This window comes from Paraburkholderia ginsengiterrae, assembly GCF_001645125.1.
Taxonomy (GTDB): Bacteria; Pseudomonadota; Gammaproteobacteria; order Burkholderiales; family Burkholderiaceae; genus Paraburkholderia; species Paraburkholderia ginsengiterrae.
Window position 1 is genome coordinate 147,073 of sequence record NZ_LXKA01000076.1, and the last position, 16,396, is coordinate 163,468.

The 16,396-nt window shown below is 62.5% G+C and carries 14 protein-coding genes; 12 read left to right on the top strand and 2 right to left on the bottom strand.

Translation table 11 applies throughout. The features are described 5' to 3' along the window. Positions 1 to 44 precede the first annotated feature (44 nt). The 4 genes from A6V37_RS06005 (at position 45) to A6V37_RS06020 (ending at position 4,168) form a co-directional block, all read left to right on the top strand. Positions 45 to 683, top strand: a complete 639-nt coding sequence (locus tag A6V37_RS06005; protein ID WP_064266749.1) for a thiol:disulfide interchange protein DsbA/DsbL — start codon at positions 45 to 47, stop codon at positions 681 to 683. Between the two features lie 15 nt (positions 684 to 698). Beyond that, positions 699 to 1,472, top strand: coding sequence for an SDR family oxidoreductase (locus tag A6V37_RS06010; protein ID WP_064266750.1), 774 nt, complete (start codon positions 699 to 701; stop codon positions 1,470 to 1,472). Between the two features lie 3 nt (positions 1,473 to 1,475). Beyond that, positions 1,476 to 2,294 (top strand): helical backbone metal receptor, encoded by an 819-nt coding sequence (locus A6V37_RS06015; RefSeq protein WP_064266751.1) that lies wholly within the window; start codon positions 1,476 to 1,478, stop codon positions 2,292 to 2,294. 287 nt (positions 2,295 to 2,581) lie between these two features. Beyond that, a complete protein-coding gene (locus A6V37_RS06020; protein ID WP_064266752.1) occupies positions 2,582 to 4,168 on the top strand; it encodes an ABC transporter substrate-binding protein in 1,587 nt (528 codons plus the stop codon). A 49-nt stretch (positions 4,169 to 4,217) separates the two neighbouring features. Here A6V37_RS06020 and A6V37_RS06025 read toward each other — a convergent pair whose 3' ends face one another. Both A6V37_RS06025 and A6V37_RS06030 read right to left on the bottom strand, forming a co-directional pair. Continuing rightward, complete coding sequence (locus tag A6V37_RS06025; RefSeq protein WP_165614417.1) at positions 4,218 to 6,167, bottom strand: clostripain-related cysteine peptidase; 1,950 nt, start codon at positions 6,165 to 6,167, stop codon at positions 4,218 to 4,220. A 191-nt stretch (positions 6,168 to 6,358) separates the two neighbouring features. Then, positions 6,359 to 7,432: an MBL fold metallo-hydrolase gene (locus tag A6V37_RS06030; protein WP_064266754.1), complete on the bottom strand. Its 1,074-nt coding sequence runs from the start codon at positions 7,430 to 7,432 to the stop codon at positions 6,359 to 6,361. Between the two features lie 186 nt (positions 7,433 to 7,618). On the opposite strand from A6V37_RS06030, the gene A6V37_RS06035 reads away from it, so the two are divergent. The 8 genes from A6V37_RS06035 to A6V37_RS06070 all read left to right on the top strand — a co-directional run bounded on the left by A6V37_RS06035 (position 7,619) and on the right by A6V37_RS06070 (position 16,127). Continuing rightward, entirely contained in the window at positions 7,619 to 8,023 is a 405-nt protein-coding gene (locus A6V37_RS06035) for a MerR family transcriptional regulator (protein ID WP_064266755.1), read from the top strand. An 81-nt stretch (positions 8,024 to 8,104) separates the two neighbouring features. Continuing rightward, positions 8,105 to 9,910, top strand: coding sequence for a bifunctional isocitrate dehydrogenase kinase/phosphatase (aceK, locus tag A6V37_RS06040; protein ID WP_064266756.1), 1,806 nt, complete (start codon positions 8,105 to 8,107; stop codon positions 9,908 to 9,910). A 44-nt stretch (positions 9,911 to 9,954) separates the two neighbouring features. Next, the gene (gene can, locus A6V37_RS06045) at positions 9,955 to 10,731 is read left to right on the top strand and encodes a carbonate dehydratase (RefSeq protein ID WP_064266757.1); all 777 of its coding nucleotides are present in this window, start codon (positions 9,955 to 9,957) and stop codon (positions 10,729 to 10,731) included. Beyond that, positions 10,724 to 11,932: an acetyl-CoA C-acetyltransferase gene (locus tag A6V37_RS06050; RefSeq protein ID WP_064285852.1), complete on the top strand. Its 1,209-nt coding sequence runs from the start codon at positions 10,724 to 10,726 to the stop codon at positions 11,930 to 11,932. The genes can and A6V37_RS06050 overlap by 8 nt, the downstream gene beginning before the upstream one ends. A 37-nt stretch (positions 11,933 to 11,969) precedes the next feature. Continuing rightward, the gene (locus tag A6V37_RS06055; protein ID WP_064285853.1) at positions 11,970 to 12,647 is read left to right on the top strand and encodes an SDR family oxidoreductase; all 678 of its coding nucleotides are present in this window, start codon (positions 11,970 to 11,972) and stop codon (positions 12,645 to 12,647) included. A 36-nt stretch (positions 12,648 to 12,683) separates the two neighbouring features. After that, entirely contained in the window at positions 12,684 to 13,814 is a 1,131-nt protein-coding gene (locus tag A6V37_RS06060) for an acyl-CoA dehydrogenase family protein (RefSeq protein WP_064266760.1), read from the top strand. A gap of 7 nt (positions 13,815 to 13,821) precedes the next feature. Further along, on the top strand, positions 13,822 to 14,271 hold the full coding sequence (locus A6V37_RS06065; protein ID WP_064266761.1) for a YchJ family protein: 450 nt from the start codon (positions 13,822 to 13,824) through the stop codon (positions 14,269 to 14,271). Positions 14,272 to 14,837: 566 nt separating this feature from the next. After that, positions 14,838 to 16,127 carry a dienelactone hydrolase family protein gene (locus A6V37_RS06070; RefSeq protein ID WP_064266762.1) on the top strand — a complete coding sequence of 430 codons (1,290 nt, stop codon included), beginning with the start codon at positions 14,838 to 14,840 and terminating at the stop codon, positions 16,125 to 16,127. The last annotated feature ends 269 nt before the right edge of the window (positions 16,128 to 16,396 follow it).

A 16,396-nucleotide genomic window follows, 5' to 3' on the forward strand; every position in this document is an offset into this window, starting at 1 on the left:
TTTGCGTGGCGCCACCGCCTTACGCCTACTTGAGTCAACACGACATGAAAAAACTGCTGAGCATTCTGTTCCTTTCGCTGGGCCTGGTTGCCGCCACGGCGCACGCATCGCCGGCCGCGCCGGTATCGGGCAAGGACTTCACGGTGCTGTCCACGCCGCAGCCCACTGATGTTCCCGCCGGCAAGATCGAAGTCACTGAATTCTTCTGGTACGGCTGCCCGCACTGCAACGAATTCAACCCGTTCCTCGAAGCATGGGTGAAGAAGCAAGCTCCGGACGTGGTGTTCAAGCGCGTGCCGGTCGCCTTCCGCGACGACTTCATTCCGCACTCCAGGATGTACCACGCGCTCGACGCACTCGGTCTCGCCACGCAGCTCACGCCGAAGGTCTTCAACGAAATCCACGTCAACAAGAACTATCTGCTGACGCCGGAAGATCAGGCCAAGTTCCTCGCCAAGAACGGCGTCGATCCGAAGAAGTACATGGACGCGTACAACTCGTTCTCCACGCAAAGCGCGCTGCAGAAAGACAAGAAGCTGCTCGAAGGCTACAAGATCGACGGCGTGCCGACGCTGGCCGTGCAGGGCAAGTATGAAACCGGTCCGGCTGCGACCAACAGCCTGCCGGGCACGATCCAGGTGCTGGACTATCTGGTCGCCCAGATCCGCGCCAAGAAGATGTAACGCCGAGGCGCCGGAATGAGTTCTCCCCTGAAGGTCTTCATCACCGGCGCTTCCAGCGGTATCGGCCTCGCGCTCGCCGCCGAATATGCGCGGCGCGGCGCGATTCTCGGCCTGGTCGCCCGCCGTGGCGACGCCCTCGCCGCCTTCCAGCAGTCCCACCCGCAAAATACCGTCTCCATCTATTCCGTCGACGTTCGCGACTGCGAAGCGCTCGCGGAGGCGGCTGCCCAGTTCGTCGCGCAGCACGGCTTGCCGGACGTGGTGATCGCCAATGCCGGCATCAGCCGGGGAGCGGTCACCGGTCAGGGCGATCTGCGCGCTTTCCGCGAAGTGATGGATATCAATTACTTCGGCATGGTCGCGACCTTCGAACCGTTCGCGGCCGCGATGATGGCCGCGAAACGCGGCACGCTGGTAGGCATTGCCAGCGTCGCCGGTGTGCGCGGCTTGCCGGGCTCCGGCGCGTACAGCGCGTCGAAATCGGCGGCCCTCAAATATCTGGAAGCGTTGCGCGTTGAGATGCGGCCGCACGGCGTCGGCGTGGTCACCGTCGCGCCCGGCTATATCCGCACGCCGATGACCGAGCACAACCCGTACACCATGCCGTTCCTGATGGATGCCGACCGCTTCGCGGTCAAGGTGGCGGATGCGGTCGAGCGTCAGACGTCGTTCGCGGTGTTCCCCTGGCAAATGCGTGTGGTGGCCATGCTGTTGCACGTGCTGCCGCGCTGGCTCTACGACCGCGCCTTCGAACGCGCGCCGCGCAAGCCGCGCGCCGTCGTCGAATAAATCATGCAGCCCCGTGCGGTCGATGCAGCCGGCGTCGCGCACGAGATGGCCGGCACCGGGGCCCGCATCGTCTCGCTGGTGCCGAGCATCACCGAGCTGCTGTTCGCGCTTGGCCTCGACCGCCAGATCGTCGGGCGCACCGGCTTTTGCGTGCATCCACGTGACAAGGTGCGCCAGGTGCCCAAAGTCGGCGGCACCAAGGCAATCAAGCTCGACGCCATTCGGGCGCTGCGCCCCACCCATCTGATCGTCAACATCGACGAAAACGAACGCGAGACCGTCGAGCAATTGCGCGCGTTCGTGCCGCATATCGTCGTGACGCATCCGCAGACACCACAGGACAACCTGGCGCTCTACGCGCTGCTGGGCGCGATCTTCGACCGCGCTCAGGAAGCGCGGCGGCTTGCTGAGGCGCTCGAAGGCCGCCTGCGCGAAGCCGCGGCGCATGAGTTCGCCGCGCAGAACGTGCTGTATCTGATCTGGCGCGAACCCTGGATGACCGTGGCGCGCGACACGTACATCGCCGCGATGCTGCGGCTCGTAAACTGGCACACGCTGCCCGACGTGCAAGGCGGTGCGGCCGGTGCCGCGCGTTACCCGTCGTTCGACTTCGACCACGCGCCGTGGCTTGATGCGGTGGATCGCATCCTGCTCTCCAGCGAGCCGTATCGCTTTACCGAGGCCCATTGCATCGCGCTGAAACGGGATCCGCGCCTTGCCGGCAAACGCATCGAGTTGATCGATGGGGAAATGGTGTCGTGGTACGGCGTGCGCGCGATAGAAGGCATCGGCTACCTGCAGCGGCAAGCCGCCGCGGCCTGAGCGCGAACACCCGGCCGCCCGGCCGTTGGCCGCGCCGGCAGCCGCGTCTGCGACCGCGTCCATATCAATATGCGGATTATGTTGTTGTCGCCGCAACCACCCTTCGATAAGCTTTCGCGAAGGCCGACACGCGTGCAGGCTGAATCACCGAACCCATGCGCCAGCGCCGGAAACGTATCACAATAAAGACGACGGCCACGCCGGACACCGGCCGCCCGTCCCTCGTCAACGGAATAGAACCACACAACCAGACGCACTGCCTGACTGCGCTCGTTATCGGAGATCCTATGCGCTTCAAACTGCTCGCAGCCGCCGTACTGTTCACGGCGCCCGCGCTCGTGCTCGCCAAACCGCTGACCGTCTGTACCGAGTCGAGCCCCGACGGCTTCGATGTCGTGCAGTTCAATTCGCTCGTCACGACCAACGCGTCGGCCGACGTGATCTTCAATTCGCTGGTCTCATACGACGAAGCCGCGAAGAAAGTCGTGCCCGCGCTGGCCGACAAGTGGGACGTGAGCGCCGACGGCCTCACCTACACGTTCCATCTGCGCCCGAACGTGCAGTTCCAGACCACCGACTACTTCAAGCCCACCCGGCCGCTGAACGCCGACGACGTCGTCTTCACGTTCGACCGCATGCTCAACGACAGCAATCCGTGGCACAAGGTCGCGGGTGCGAGCGGCTTCCCGCATGCGCAGTCGATGGGCTTGCCCAAGCTCATCAAGTCGATCAGCAAGGTCGACGACAACACCGTCAAGTTCGAACTGAACGCGCCGGACGCGACGTTCGTGTCGATCCTGACCATGGGTTTCGCCTCGATCTATTCGGCCGAATACGCCGACCAGTTGCTCAAAGCCGGCAAGCAGGCCGACCTGAATTCGAAGCCGGTCGGCACCGGTCCGTTCGAACTGAAGAGCTATACGAAAGACGCGGTGATCCGCTATGACGTAAACCCGAGCTACTGGGGCCCGAAGCCGAAGATCGACCGTCTGATCTACGCGATCACGCCGGACGCCACGGTGCGCGCGCAAAAGGTGAAAGCGGGTGAATGCCAGATCGCGCTCTCGCCGAAACCGCAGGACCTGGCAGACGCGAAGACCGACAAGTCGCTCGCCATCGTGCAAACACCCGCCTTCATGACGGCGTTCGTTGCGCTGAACACGCAGAAGAAGCCGCTCGACAACCAGAAGGTGCGCGCCGCGCTGAACATGGCGTTCGATCGCACCACCTATCTGAAGACCGTGTTCGACAACACGGCAACGCCGGCCGTGAACCCGTATCCGCCGAACACGTGGAGCTACGACAAAGGCGTGAAGGCGTGGCCGTACGATCCGGCCAAGGCGAAGAAGCTGCTCTCCGACGCGGGCTATCCGGACGGCTTTGAAACCACGATCTGGGTGCGTCCGAACGGCAGCGTGCTGAATCCGAATCCGAAGGCGGGCGCCGAACTGCTGCAAGCCGACTTCGCGAAGATCGGTGTGAAGGCCGAGGTGAAGGTGATCGAATGGGGCGAGCTGATCAAGCAGGCCAAACAGGGCCAGCACGACTCGCTATTCATGGGCTGGGCGGGTGACAACGGCGATCCGGACAACTATCTGTCACCGCTTTTCAGCTGCAATGCCGTGAAGTCCGGGATCAACTTCGCACGTTTCTGCGATCAGGATCTGGACAAGCTGATCGCGGACGGCAAGGCCACGCCGGATCAGGCGAAGCGCGCGAAAGCGTATGAGCAGGCGCAGCAGATCATTCACGATCAGGCGCTGTGGATTCCGCTTGGCTACCCGACCGCGGCCGCGATCACGCAGAAGAATGTTAGCGGGTACAGCGTGAGCCCGTTTGGGCGGCAGAACTTCGGCGCGGTGGTGGTGCGCTAGCCATGACTTGCTGCGGCGCGCCGCGTCAGCGGAACGCCGCAGCAGAGAATCAGAAGTTGTGCGGGATCGGATCGGTCATCCGGGAGGTTTCCCGGAAGTCGCTCACCATCATCCGCAAGTCACTTGTCACCGACTGCACCCCAAGCTGCTTCAACTCCAGCTTGCCAGCGTCGAAGGCGATGTCAGACGGTCGAACCGAAACCATGTCTTGCTTTACGAGATCGTAGTCCACAAGCGCCAGCGTAACCTTGTCGGTGGATTTGATGTCGTTGTCGATGCGTGGAGAAACCGAGATAGACGAACCCTCTTCGCCTTCATATCGGCCAACGAACGTCAACGTTTCCGAGCCTTGTACGCGCTCGAAAACGAGAACTGAAAATTCATTGTTCACATACACGCCCACACCCAACGACGACACGGTTTTCTCGGCGCCGTCGATCGTGCGCGTCTCGTTTGCCAGTAGTTCGACGTTGGCCAGGTGGCCGTTGAGCCAGTACCAATCGTCGTCCATCTTCGTCGTGATGCCGCCTGACAGAGACGAACCAACATCGATCGGACGGCCTGCCAGCACCCGCACGACGCCCGGAGTCTGGGTCTGCCATGTCATGTAGAGTCCAGCGTCCTTCTGGCCGAAGGCGCTCGTCACCGCCGCCCGAAGCGTCGCACCGCTCGAGCGGCTGGTATCGATGGTGATAAGCGGCGTCTGCAGGTTAGCGAACTTCACATACGCGTTGACCAGCGACTTGTAGGATGGCGAGAAGTCGAGCTTGGCGTACTGCGTGCTGTCCTCCTGCGTGAGCTGCCGCGACGGGAAATAGATGCTCAAGCCGCTGGCAGACAGGGCCAGCTGCCCATTCACCCGATACACAACTGCGCTACGCACCGCCGACGAAACCCGCCTGCCGGCGTCAGAGGTTATGCCGGCCGCCGTCAGTCTGTCTGCAAAGACCCCCAAGTCGGCCAAATCAGCGATGTGGTTCTGCGACGACATCGCGCCGAAGCTCGTTGTCAACACGCGCTCGCGCGCGAGGCGCGTCCAGTTGTCAGTGGACTGTTGCGCGTACGACGACAACTCATTCGCAAACGGCGCGAGCGCTTCGGTGACCGCGGCAACCCGGCTGAGGTCGGTCACGGAGAACGTGATGTCCGAGTCTGCCCGCGCTAGCGCGCCGGCCGCCACCTGGTCGTCGCTATCTTTTTTCTGACGTGCGATGTAGCTATCCGTGATGACTCGGCCAAACTGCAACGGATCCATCGTCGGCTGCGCGGCGAGCGACGAGAACACGGTGCGGTAATCCCAGCCGCTACCGGGCTCCAGTTCCTCCGACGCGGCCAGATAGTCCGCATACGGTGCAAGTGCAGATGCCACCTCGGTAGTCGCCATCAAGCACGCGTCGAAGCCGATCAGGTCGAAGTGGATGCCTGTCTGCTGTTTCGCAGTTGCAAGCGCCGTCTGCATTGCCGGCAGCGACATCGACGGCGAGTTAGGGAATATCTCGTCTGTGCCGAACCCTTGGGTTCCTCCGCCGTGGTCCCACATGATCAGGCGATAGTTCGTCGCCGGATACGCGTTTCGGGCCCATATCACGAAGTCGGACAAGGTCTTCGATTCAACCATGTTCACCTTGCCGAGATCCCCCTTTATCTGGAGTTTGCCGTCCTGGACGACATATCGGCGAACCGTGGTCCAGTCGGCAACCAGACCAGCAGGATCCTTCTTGTTTGCCGCGCCGGTAGTGACGACGACGTTCACATCCTTCGACGCGGTTGCAGCGACCAGATCCTTCAAATTGTTGGTGGCCGCACCGCTTTTCGACTCGAGATCCGACCCAACTACGTAGATCATCACCGTGGCGGCAGCCTGCGGGGTGATTGCATTGTCGGCACTCCCGCTGTCAGCACTGCCGCTGTTCCCGCTGTCGACACGGCCACCACAGCCAAAAAGCACTATCGGGATGATGCATGCGATCACCCATCTTACAAACGCCAATCTGTTCACTTTATTTCCTCCCATTACTGCATAAATGGGGGCGCATTGTAGTGACAGAAGCGTATTCGCAAGCTGGTTAAAGCGGCGATTAATTGAACTAACGTAAATTCACGCCTGACGATCGAAAAACACTGACGTCGCTATGGCAGTAGCCCGTCAGATCGCTCAGAAAACACTGACATCGCCAAGGCTGCGGCTCATCAGGCTGTCGTAAAACGAATCACGCCATCCGCGTTCTCGCTGCGCGCGAGCTTGCCCGCGTGCCACAGAAGATGCAGGTGCGCGAGTGCTTCGCCCATCGCGAATGTCATCTGATGGATGTCGAGCTGGCGGCGGAACATGATTGGCACGATGTCGGCTGCGCTACACGGCTTCTCCGTACACGCCGCCATCACCTCGGCAAGGCGCGCGTCGTGATGGTCGCGCAATTGCCCGATGCGCGTGCGCACACCGCGAAACGGCTTGCCATGCGAAGGCAGCACGAGCGTGTCTTCCGGCATCGTCTCGTAACGGCCGAGCGAGTCCAGATACAGCGCGAGCGGGGAGCCCTCCGGTTCCATATCGAACACCGACACATTGGTCGAAATACGCGGCAGCACCATGTCGCCGGAGATCAGCACGGCGGTCTCTTCGCAGTGCAACGCGCAGTGTTCCGGCGAATGGCCGTAGCCCGTCACCACGCGCCACGTCTTGCCGCCGATCGTCACGCCATCGGCTTCGCGCAAGCGGCGGTACTGCCCCGGAATCGCCGGCACGAGGCTCGAGTAGTAGCTCTTGCGATTACGCAGCTTCTCGAGCGATTCCTCGTCAGTGACACCGTGCCGCGCGAAGTGCCGCGCCGCGCCCTCGCCGCCCGCATTCCCACCGTCGCCCGCCGCCATCACCCGGGCCTGCATGTATTCGCCTAGCGTCATCCACAGCCGTACGTCCCAGCGCTGCTTGTCGCCGCCCGTGCAAATCCAGTTCGCGAGGCCAATGTGGTCCGGGTGGCAATGCGTGACGATCACGCGCAGCACCGGCAGGCCGTCGAGCACCGAGTCGAATACGGTCTCCCAGTTCTCCTTGATGGCGTCCGAGGCGATGCCGCAGTCCACCACCGTCCAGCCCTGCTGGCCGTCGATCTCGTCGCGCAGCAGCCAGAGGTTGATGTGGTCGAGAGCGAATGGCAGCGGCATGCGCAGCCAGAACACGCCGGGCGCGACTTCCATCGCGCGGCCCGCGTCCGGCAAGCTGTCCTTGAACGGGTAGTCGAGTTGATGTTCGAGTGCATTCATCGTGGGTGTCTTCCTCCGTCGGCGGGCCGGCATGGCGAGGTATGCGATGCCGGTCTGCGTGGTTGCGGCGTGCTCGTGCCGTGTTGCAGTGGTTGCGCTCAACTTGCGCTCAGCTCAAGTTGACGATAACGTAAACGTCGATTCTATCGTTCAATCTGATTTTTTGCCCGGCTACCGAATGTTCCGATGAACACGCAATACACGATTACCGAGCTGGCGCGGGAATTCGACGTGACGCCGCGCGCCATCCGCTTCTACGAAGACCAGGGTTTACTCTCACCGAGTCGCGAAGGGTCGAGCGGTTTGCGGCGCGTCTATTCCGGCCGCGACCGAACCCGGCTGAAACTTACGCTGCGCGGCAAACGTCTCGGCTTCACGTTGTCGGAGATTCGCGATCTGCTCGACGTGTACGAGTCGCCGACGGACACCGTGCCGCAGTTGCATGCGTTCCTCGCCACGGTAGCGCGTCATCGCGAAGTGCTGGAGCGTCAACTGGAAGATCTGAACGCGACGCTTGAAGACCTTGCGCAGTACGAAAGCCAGGCACGCGGGCTGCTGGAAAGCGGCACGCGTGAAACCAAACCTGCCTGAACGCGGCGTGAAGCGTTGCCGGTTCACCCGGACGATACAATCGCCGGTGTCTTCACGACCTGAGACGAGTGCACGATCGACATGAATCACTTCCCCAAACTGTTGTCGTCGCAGATCGGCTTTGACGTTGCGCAGACGATGCTCGAAGGATTCGACCGGCACTACCGGATCTTTCGCGACGCCGCGATCCATGCCAAGACGCTCTTTGAAGCCGGCGACTGGCACGGCCTGCAAAAACTCGCGCGCGACCGCATTACCTCCTACGACGAACGCGTCGAGGAGTGTGTCGAACTGCTCGAAGACGAATACGACGCGGAAAATATCGACGACGAAGTATGGCAGCAGATCAAGCTGCACTACATCGGCCTGCTGACCTCGCACCGCCAGCCGGAATGCGCGGAAACGTTTTTCAATTCGGTGTGCTGCAAGATCCTGCACCGCTCGTATTTCAACAACGATTTCATCTTCGTGCGCCCGGCGATCTCGACCGAATATATCGAGAACGACGAGCCGGCTGCGAAGCCGACGTACCGCGCGTATTACCCCGGCAAAGACGGGCTGCCCGCCACGCTCGAGCGCATCGTCACGAATTTTCAGCTCGAGCCGCCGTTCGAGGATCTGACACGCGACGTCGGCTGCGTGATGCAGGCCATCCACGACGCGTTCGGCGCGTTCGACGAAGCGCCGAACTTCCAGATCCACGTGCTTTCATCGCTGTTCTACCGGAACAAGTCGGCGTATATCGTCGGGCGGATCATCAACGGCGATCTGCTGTTGCCGTTCGCCGTGGCCGTGCGCCACACGAAGCCGGGCGTGCTGGTGCTCGACACGGTGCTGCTCAAGCGCGACCAGTTGCAGATCATCTTCAGCTTCTCGCATTCGTACTTCCTGGTAGATATGGAGGTGCCGTCCGCCTACGTGGAATTTCTCGGCACCATCATGCAAGGCAAACCGAAGGCCGAAATCTATACGTCGGTGGGTTTGCAGAAGCAGGGCAAGAATCTGTTCTATCGCGATCTGCTGCATCACCTGTCGCATTCGAGCGACCGGTTCATCATCGCGCCCGGCATCAAGGGGCTCGTGATGCTGGTGTTCACGCTGCCGTCGTTCCCGTACGTGTTCAAACTGATCAAGGACAGTTTCCCGCCGCCGAAGGAAACCACTCGCGCGCAGATCCAGCAGAAGTACCAGCTCGTCAAACGGCATGACCGTTTGGGCCGCATGGCCGACACGCTCGAATACTCGAGCGTCGCGCTGCCCATCTCGCGGCTCGATGAAGCGCTCGTGCGCGAGCTCGAAAAGGAAGTGCCGTCGCTGATCGAATATGACGGCGACAACATGGTGATTCGCCACATGTACATCGAGCGCCGCATGGTGCCGCTCAATCTGTTCCTGCAGAACGGCAACGACGAGGACGTCGAGCACGGCATCAAGGAATACGGCAACGCGGTGAAGGAACTGATGCAGGCGAACATCTTCCCCGGCGACATGCTCTACAAGAACTTCGGCGTGACGCGGCATGGGCGCGTGGTGTTCTACGACTACGACGAAATCGAGTATCTGACCGACTGCAACGTGCGCGCGGTGCCGGCGCCACGTAACGAGGAAGACGAAATGTCGGGCGAGCCGTGGTACACGGTCGGTCCGCACGACATTTTCCCGGAGACTTACGGCACGTTCCTGCTCGGCGACCCGCGCGTGCGCCGTTCCTTCATGCAGCATCACGCGGATTTCTTCGATCCTGCGCTGTGGCAACGGCACAAGGATCATCTATTGAAAGGCGAATTGCCCGACTTTTTCCCGTACGACGACAGCGCGCGCTTCTGTATCCGCTATCCCGAACGATTTGCCAGCGCAGCGTTGAATGCCGTCCCCGCATCGCAATAACGACATCGGCCGGGCAATCGGTCGAGCAACCGCCCAGACGCATCATGAACACCAACTCACCTAACGCCGCCAATCCGCTCGCGCATCTGTTCGACAACAACGACGCATGGGTGGCCCGCAAGCTCGCAGAAGATCCCGAGTACTTCTCGCGCCTCGCTCATCAGCAGACGCCCGAATATCTGTGGATCGGCTGCTCCGATTCGCGTGTGCCGGCCAACCAGATCATCGGCCTGCCGCCTGGCGAAGTGTTCGTACACAGAAACATCGCCAACGTCGTGGTGCACACCGATCTGAACTGCCTCTCGGTGATCCAGTTCGCCGTCGATCTGCTGAAGGTCAAGCACATCATGGTGGTCGGCCACTACGGCTGCTCGGGCGTCGCGGCGGCGCTGCACGGCCGCCGCGTGGGCCTCGCGGACAACTGGCTGCATCACGTACAGGACGTGCGCACCAAGCACGCGGCGCTGATCGAGGAATGGCCGATCGGCGAAGCGCGTCACCGGCGTCTGGTCGAACTGAACACGATCGAACAGGTGATGAACGTGTGCCGCACCACCATCGTCAACGATGCGTGGGCACGCGGCCAGGAATTGACCGTGCACGGCTGGGTCTATGGCGTGCACGACGGCAAGGTGCGCAGCCTCGGCATGACCATCGGCAATGCCGACGTGCTGGAGGCAACGTATAAGGCGTGCGTGGCGGCCGTCTCGGCCAGCCGCGCGCATCATGCGGACAACGACATGGTTGCAGCCGATGCGGCTCAGCTCGGCGACGTGCCGGCCATCGTCGAAGGTGTGATCAAGGAGCTAAAACATGAGTGAGACAACCATGAACCCAACCCAGGCTGATCCGATTGTTATCGTGGGCGTGGCCCGCACGCCCATGGCGGCATTTCAGGGCGATTTCGCCACGCTGAGCGCACCGCAATTGGGCTCGGTTGCGATTGAAGCCGCCGTGCAGCGCGCAGGACTTAAGCCCGAACAGGTCGACGAAGTGGTGATGGGCTGCGTGCTGCCCGCCGGCCTTGGCCAGGCGCCCGCGCGCCAGGCCGCGCTCGGCGCCGGCTTGCCGCTCGCCACCGGCAGCACCACGGTGAACAAGATGTGCGGCTCCGGCATGCGCGCGGCAATGTTCGCGCACGACATGCTCGCCGCGGGCTCGGTCGACGTGATCGTCGCGGGCGGCATGGAGAGCATGACAAACGCCCCCTACCTGCTGCCCAAGGCACGCGGCGGCATGCGCATGGGCCACAGCCAGGTGATCGATCACATGTTCTACGACGGCCTCGAAGACGCCTATGAAAAAGGCCGTCTGATGGGCACCTTTGCCGAAGAATGCGCGGCATCGTTCGACTTCACGCGCGAGGCGCAGGACGCGTTCGCCGTGGAATCGCTCAGCCGGGCGAAGCGCGCCAACGAAGACGGCTCGTTCAGCTGGGAAATCGCGCCGGTGAAAGTGGCGGGCCGCAAGGGCGACGTCACCATCGATCACGACGAGCAGCCGTTCAAGGCGAATCTCGACAAGATTCCCACGCTCAAGCCCGCCTTCAGCAAAACCGGCACGGTGACGGCGGCGAACTCGTCGTCGATTTCCGACGGTGCCGCGGCGCTGGTCATGATGCGCGAATCGACCGCAAAGCGTCTCGGCGTCGCGCCGATTGCGCGCGTGGTCGGCCACTCGACCTTCGCGCAGGAGCCGGCGAAGTTCACCACCGCGCCGGTCGGCGCGATTCGCAAGCTGTTCGAGAAGAACGGCTGGCGCGCCGACGAAGTCGATCTGTATGAGGTCAACGAAGCATTCGCCGTCGTGACGATGGCCGCCATGAAGGAACACCACCTGCCGCACGAGAAGGTCAACGTGAATGGCGGCGCTTGCGCGCTTGGCCATCCGATCGGCGCATCGGGCGCGCGGATTCTCGGCACGCTGATCGGCGCGCTGAAGAATCGCGGCCTGAAACGCGGCGTTGCCACGCTTTGCATCGGCGGCGGCGAAGCAACGGCGATGGGCATCGAACTGGTTTAACGCGTGGTACTTGCGCACTAAAGGCTTGAGGTATTCGATGAAGACAGTGCTGATCGTCGGTGCGTCGCGTGGCATCGGCCAGGAGTTTGTACGGCAGTACCGCAAGAGCGGCTGGCGGGTGCTCGCCACCGCGCGCGACGGCGCCGCGCTCGACGCGTTGCGCGAACTCGGCGCGGAAACTTTTTCCGTCGACGTGAGCGCGCCCGAGGAAATCGCCGCGCTCGGCTGGAAGCTCGACGGCGAACGGCTCGATGCGGCGATCCTCGTATCGGGCGTGTACGGTCCGCGCACCGAAGGCATCGAAACGATCACTGCCGAAGACTTCGACCACGTCATGCACACCAACGTGCGCGGACCGATGCAACTGATGCCGATCCTGCTACCGCTCGTCGAGAACGCCGGCGGCGTGTTTGCGGTGATTTCGAGCAAGATGGGCAGCATCGGCGATGCGAACGGCACGACCGGCTGGCTCTATCGCGCGAGCAAGGCAGCGCTGAACGACGCGCTGAAGCTGGCGTCGCTGGAAGCGCGGCGCGCCACCTGCATTTCACTGCATCCGGGCTGGGTGCGCACCGACATGGGCGGCGCCCAGGCGGCGATCGATCCCGCGCGCAGCGTCGCTGGCATGCGTGAAGTGCCCGCGCAGGCCGCGGCCGCGCCCGAAGCGTTCAACGGCCGCTTCTATCAATACGACGGCACGCTGCTCGAATGGTAAGGATACCGATGAAAAAACGCATGAGGAGACTGAACCATGGTGCTTGATGAGCATCACCTGATGGTCCGCGACGCGCTGCGCACCTTCGTGCGCGAAGCGGTCACACCGAACGCCGCGACGTGGGACCGCGAGCGCACTTTTCCGAAAGACGTGCACCGGCAACTCGCCGAACTCGGCGCGTATGGGGTGCTGGTGCCCGAAGCGTATGGCGGCGCCGGCATGGATGCGGTGGCGCTCGCCCTGATCCTCGAAGAAATCGCCGCTGGTGACGGCGGCACGTCGACCGCCATCTCCGTCAACAACTGCCCGGTTTGCAGCATTCTGCTGACCTATGGCAACGACGCGCAAAAACGCGACTGGCTGACACCGCTCGCGCGCGGCGAGATGCTTGGCGCGTTTTGCCTGACGGAGCCGCAAGCGGGGTCCGACGCCTCCGCGCTCCGCACCACCGCGACTCGCGACGGCGACGCGTACGTGTTGAACGGCGTCAAGCAGTTCATCACGAGCGGCAAGAACGGCAACGTTGCGATCGTGATGGCCGTGACCGACAAGGCGGCCGGCAAGCGCGGCATTAGCGCGTTTATCGTGCCCACCGATACCCCAGGTTACGTGGTCGCGCGCGTTGAAGACAAGCTCGGACAGCATTCGTCGGATACGGCCCAAATTATTTTCGAAGACTGCCGCGTGCCGGCCGCGAACCGGATCGGCGCCGAAGGCGAAGGCTATCGGATCGCGCTGTCGGGGCTCGAAGGCGGGCGCATCGGGATCGCGGCGCAAAGCGTCGGCATGGCGCGCGCCGCGTTCGAGGCGGCGTTGAGTTATGCCAGGGAGCGCGAAAGTTTCGGCGAGCCGCTCTTTTCGCACCAGGCCGTGCAATTCCGCCTCGCCGACATGGCGACGCAGCTTGAGGCGGCACGCCAGCTGATCTGGCACGCGGCCTCGCTGAAAGACGCCGGCCAGCCGTGCCTCACCGAAGCCGCCATGGCCAAGCTGTTCGCCTCCGAAGCGGCCGAGCGCATCTGCTCGGCCGCCTTACAGATTCATGGCGGCTATGGCTATCTCAGCGATTTCCCGGTCGAGCGGATTTACCGCGATGTGCGCGTGTGCCAGATCTACGAAGGCACCAGCGACATCCAGAAAATCCTGATCGCGCGCGGCCTCAACTGAAAATCTGATGAGCAAGCAATTGTTGTCAATGCAACGGCCCGTCGATTGCCCCTGCGGCGGCGCCGCGCCCGATCAGCGCAGTGGCGCCAAAGCGCCCCGCTTCACGCAGTGCTGCGGCCGCTATATCGACGGCGGCGAAGCGGCGCCACGAGCCCTGGAACTGATGCGCTCGCGTTACAGCGCGTATGTTGTGGGTGCAACGGACTATCTGCGCGCCACCTGGGCGCCGCACACCTGTCCCGCCGATCTCGACGCGAACCCCGACGCACCGGACGCGCCGCGTTGGCTCGGACTGCAGATCAAGGCGTTCGCCGAAACCGGCGCCGATCACGCGACGGTCGAATTCGTCGCACGTTACAAGGTAGGCGGCCGCGCGCACCGGCTGCACGAACTGAGCCGCTTCGTGCGCGGCGAAGACGGCCGCTGGCGCTATATCGACGGAGACGTCAGCGAATAGCGCCCTTTCATACGCCTACATAAAGTCGCGGCGGCAATCCGTTGTGCTTACATATGGCCCTGATAGCAGGGCCATTTTTTCGTGTTGGCTCGATGCCACACCGTCCACACTGCCCCTCATTGATTCTTCGCGGCCGCTACCGGAGAGCCCCGTATGACGCGGCTGCGGCCAGCCGATTCATATTTGGTCATTATTTGTCGGGTTCTCCTTGATTGCACAAAACAAAATTGTCGTGCCAGGATGAGGCCGTAGCTTCATGACGTCACATTGCGAGAGCAGGTCCATACCGGCTCCGCAAAATGCGCAGAAGCCTTGCCGGGCACCCGACAAAGTGGGGCCGGCAGCGGTTTCAGGCAGCAGGTGTGGCGCTCATCATCGGCGCGTGGGGTCGCGTCGGCCGTTTGGGTTCATCCCGTGCGATCTCGATTAGCGTGCGTGCGCATAGCGCACACCGTACGCGAGTGTGTTTTTGTTTGTCGAAAACGTGGCCGAAAGGCAAATGTCAGCAACGATTTCGATGGGCGGGCACTCCGGTGTTCAGGACAGTTTTTTAAGCAGGTGCGTGAATGGTGTTCAGCAAGGCTCTGATGAAGTGTGCGGTGATCTGTGCAGCGGCGACGTGCGCTGTCGCACCCGCGCACGCCGACCCGCTCGGCGACACCCAGGCCGGACCGCTGACTCGCGCACACGTGCCGCGTATTGCGCTCGACGACGACGTCTATCTTCCCGCCGCAGGGCTTAACGAACAGGTCATCCGCGTGCCGGTCGACGCTGCCGGCACGATCACGCTCGAAACGACGATTTACAAACCGGACGGCGCGGGTCCGTTTCCGATGATCGTGTTCAACCACGGCAAGATCCCTGGCGATCCGCATATGCAGGAACGCAGCGACCCGCTGCCGTTGGCGCGTGAATTCGTGCGCCGCGGCTACGTGGTCGTGGCGCCGAACCGTCAGGGTTTCGGCCATTCGGACGGCGAGTATCAGCAGGATGGTTGCGACGTCGAGAAGAACGGCATCGGCCAGGCAGGCGATGTCGCGGCGACGATCGACTACATGTCGAAGCAGCCTTACGTGGACGCCACGCATATCGTGGTGGCCGGCACCTCGCACGGCGGCCTCGCCACGATGGCATACGGCGCGCAAGCCGCGGCGGGCGTGCGGGCGCTGATCAATTTCTCGGGTGGCTTGCGGCAGGACGCCTGCAGCGACTGGCAAGGCAACCTGATCCACGCGTTCGGCGCTTACGGCGAGAAGACCAAGGTGCCGTCGCTGTGGATGTACGGCGATAACGATTCCGTCTGGAACGCGAAGCTCGTGACGGGCATGTACGCCGCTTATGGCGCGCACGGCGCGAGCGCGAAGATGGTGGATTTCGGCAGCTACAAGAACGATGCACACCGGCTGGTTGGCGACCGCGACGGCGTGCGGGTATGGTGGCCGGCTGTCGAGGCGTTCCTGGCGCAGGCTGGGATGCCGACGGGTGTGCAGTATCGGGTGTCTGATCCTTCCATGCCGAAGGCTAGCGGGTTTGCCGCGGTGGATGCGGTGGATGCCGTGCCTTTTGTCGATGAAGCCGGGCGTAATGGGTATCGGAATTTTTTGCATCAGTATCCTAGTCGGGCTTTTGCTGTGTCGGATTCGGGGGCCTGGTCGTGGGCTGAAGGTGGGGATGATCCGATGTCTGTGGCCGTTGCTAATTGTCAGAAGCAGAGTTCGGCGCCTTGCCGGTTGTATGCCGTGAATAATTCTGTTGTTTGGGGGGATGGGGGGTCTCAGACTGCTCAAGGTGATGGTCAGGGGGCTTCTTCTGCTGACGGCGTTGAGGGGCGGCGGGCTATTGCTAGTCGTGAGTGATCTTTAGGTTTTTTTGTCTGCGCGACGCTTTTGGTTGTGCTCTTTCGGCGTTGGCCTTTCCTTGTATTCACGGTGGTCTATTTGCCTTTCCCCTGTGCGGGGCGGCCCCTACTCTCTTTGCATCCCTCTACACAAGTTGCCGTCGTACCACCCTGGCCCGGTCTCTTGATCACTTCGCACTCCTCCTACTCGTCGCGCTGTGCTGACTCTGCTGTTCGCCGCGTGCTTCCCTCGCACTGCTCTACGACCAGTACCATCGTCACGATGAC